Genomic DNA, 2,998 nt, shown 5'->3' on the forward strand with positions numbered 1-2,998 from the left:
GTTGCCTATTTGACTAGCGTTTATCTAAAATTAGTCGTCTTCAGGAACTCGATTGGGAGCCTGGGGATGACTGCGCCCCTTCAACCAGCCAACAACGGCGGGAATTAGGGAAATGACGATGATCCCCAGAACGACGGCGGAGAAGTGCGCCTTGACGAAGGGAATGTTACCGAAGAAGTACCCACCGCCACAGCAGATGAAGACCCAAGTGATTGCGGCGCTCGCGTTGTAAGCGATAAACCGCTGATAGGGGAATTGTGACCCCGCTGCGGTAAACGGCACGAACGTTCGAATAATGGGCATGAACCGCCCAAGAAAGATGGCGAGGGGCCCGTGCTTGCGGAAAAACTTTTCGGATTGGGCAAGCTTATCCTTATTGATGAGCCGACCGAACCAGGAATGGTTGGACAGTGCCGCACCGGCTTTGCCCCCTAAATAGAAGTTTAGGGAGTCACCAGCAATCGCGGCGAATAAGAAGAGACCACTAAAAATCCAGATGTTCAACCCGTATGCTGGGTTGGCGGCCAGAGCAGCCGCAGCGAACAGTAGTGAATCACCGGGCAAAAACGGTAGAATCACGGCACCAGTCTCAATAAAGACGATGGCAAACAAAATCAGGTAGGTCGATCCGCCAAAGGTATTGACGATGTTGACCAGGTGATCATCGATGTGTAAGACAAAATCGATTAGGTATCCCATTAAGTTACTCCTTATTAGCTAATTTGAATGTACCCACATTGTAGTGGGTTTTTGTCCCGCCGTCAGTGGGTCCAACGAAACTTAAGAAAAACATGACGTTTATTGGAAGGGGGTGTCTTGTTCGCCGCGGTCATCGTGAGCGAGCCGGGCAGCTGCAGCGGCCGCCACGGCACCAACCAGATCGTCTAGGAAGGTGTGAATGATGCCAGGTTCGTGCGCATTAAGGTGAGCTAAGATACCCGGCTTGACGCGGTCAATATACCCGTAGTTGGTAAAACCAATCGAGCCGTAGATGTCGACAATGGAGAGCGCCATCGTTTCGTCTACGCCGTAAAGGCCTTCGTCACGTTCGACGATTGTCTGTAGGGGTTCGAGTAATTCGTGTTTTTCGGCGGCGATATCGAGCTGGATGCCGGTGATGATGGCATTTTGGACTTCTCGTTTGCGAAGCACGTTTTTCACGCTATCCTCGGCTTCAGCTAAGGTGAGGTCTTTAATATAGTCTTTTTGTAAGAAAATAACGAGTTCGGCGATGGCGTCTAGGGACACGCCTCGTTGCTTAAGTAGCTCAACCGTACGTTCGTTTAGGGCGGTAGTTGGTTTAGTCATAAATAGGTTCCTCCATCAAAAATAAGTGTTATCTACTAGTATAGCACCGATGTCCTGAGTTGCATTTTTTCTTAATGGCGGTGATAATAGTAGAGACAGAAAGTGTTTAAAAGATATGGAGGATAATTATGACAAAGTTTCCACAAATTGATTTGGCTAACGCCAGGGGTCCGCAAGTAACGATTGAAACGTCCATGGGAACCATTCAGCTGCAGCTCTTCCCCGAACAAGCACCAAAGACAGTTGAAAACTTTGTGACTCACGCAAAGGCAGGGTACTATGATGGCCTGACTTTCCACCGGGTCATTCCAAACTTTATGATTCAGGGTGGCGATCCTACCGGTACTGGTATGGGTGGCGAGAGCATCTGGGGTCAACCGTTTGAAGATGAATTTTCTCAAGAATTGTACAACCTGCGGGGAGCCGTTTCAATGGCTAACGCTGGTCCTAATACGAATGGCAGTCAGTTCTTTATCGTTCAGGACAAAGATATGACTGATCAAATGCAGGCCCAAATGAAGGATGCCGGCTTCCCTGATGAAATCGTTGATGCTTACAAAGACGGTGGGACGCCATGGCTGGACTTCCGGCACACGGTATTTGGTCAAGTCATCAAGGGGATGGACATCGTTGACGCCATTGCCAAGGTGAAGACAGATGCCAGTGACCAACCCGCAACCCCAGTCACAATGGATAAAGTTACGGTTACTGAATAAGAGCGATTCTTTATAGAAGGAAGGTGAACGCATGGCATTTGCAATCGGCCAGCGGGTCACGGGACGCATTACCGGGATTCAACCATACGGCGCATTTGTGAGCTTAGGCGGTCACCGGCAAGGTCTCATTCATATTTCGGAGTGTCATTGCGGGTACGTTAAGGATATTCATGATTACCTTAAAGTTAATCAAGAAGTCAACGTGGTGGTATTAGACGTTGACGAATATACTGGTAAGATCAGTTTGTCGATTCGTTGTCTCGAGCACGTGGAGCACGGTGTGGAATTAAATGAACACCAGCATCGACACTACTGGACCAATCATCGGGTCAACATTGGGTTTAAACCGATTGCTGATCACTTAGAGGGTTGGAAAGCCGAGGCCTTACGACAGTTAGACCAATCACAGACATCCTAATGGGGTGTCTTTTTTATTGAGAGAGGGATAGGAAGCGGTTGGTCAGTGAACATTAGCGTCGTTAGGCGAATAATCTCGGTTTTGGAGGGGCTTGTCTAGTGACGTTAAGCGGAGATGACTGCCTTTTGTCGCACGTTTCGAGGAGCATAAAGGGAGTCTGGGACTTTTGTCGCCAACCCCCTTTGTTGTTGGCGACATTGCGGTGGGGGGACTGCTGGAGGGGACGGTGAAACGGGACCTTTAGCAGGACTGCAGGTGAGTTTTTCGTTTTAGTGAATTTTATTTCAGATTTTGCTTGACCTGTTCATGGAATATTGATAAGATATTCTCTGTTGCCGTTACGACAACTTGAATGCATAAAAATTAGATTTATGGATAGCCATACAAATTAAAATTTATGCTTGACGAGCTAAACAGCAACTGATACAATGATTTATGTTGTCTGTTACCGACATCAACGAAATTGATTGTTTCCTGAATATTGAATATATATTCAAAAGAAATTAAAAAAGTTGTTGACAAGGTTTTGGCGACATGATATACTTTAAAAGTTGTC

The 2,998-nt window shown here is 47.3% G+C and carries 4 protein-coding genes; 2 read left to right on the forward strand and 2 right to left on the reverse strand.

Features of this window, described 5'->3' with window-relative positions:
• Positions 1-30: 30 nt before the first annotated feature.
• Together FC99_RS05785 and FC99_RS05790 are read right to left on the reverse strand one after the other, a co-directional pair.
• Complete coding sequence (locus FC99_RS05785) at positions 31-699, reverse strand: VTT domain-containing protein (protein WP_048732020.1); 669 nt, start codon at positions 697-699, stop codon at positions 31-33.
• A gap of 99 nt (positions 700-798) precedes the next feature.
• On the reverse strand, positions 799-1,308 hold the full coding sequence (locus FC99_RS05790) for a phosphatidylglycerophosphatase A family protein (protein WP_048732019.1): 510 nt from the start codon (positions 1,306-1,308) through the stop codon (positions 799-801).
• Positions 1,309-1,436: 128 nt separating this feature from the next.
• On the opposite strand from FC99_RS05790, the gene FC99_RS05795 reads away from it, so the two are divergent.
• Both FC99_RS05795 and FC99_RS05800 read left to right on the forward strand, forming a co-directional pair.
• Entirely contained in the window at positions 1,437-2,024 is a 588-nt protein-coding gene (locus FC99_RS05795) for a peptidylprolyl isomerase (protein ID WP_048732018.1), read from the forward strand.
• A 31-nt stretch (positions 2,025-2,055) separates the two neighbouring features.
• The gene (locus tag FC99_RS05800; protein ID WP_048732015.1) at positions 2,056-2,442 is read left to right on the forward strand and encodes a CvfD/Ygs/GSP13 family RNA-binding post-transcriptional regulator; all 387 of its coding nucleotides are present in this window, start codon (positions 2,056-2,058) and stop codon (positions 2,440-2,442) included.
• Positions 2,443-2,998: the final 556 nt, after the last annotated feature.

The sequence above is a fragment of the Levilactobacillus koreensis JCM 16448 genome (assembly GCF_001435525.1).
Taxonomy (GTDB): Bacteria; Bacillota; Bacilli; order Lactobacillales; family Lactobacillaceae; genus Levilactobacillus; species Levilactobacillus koreensis.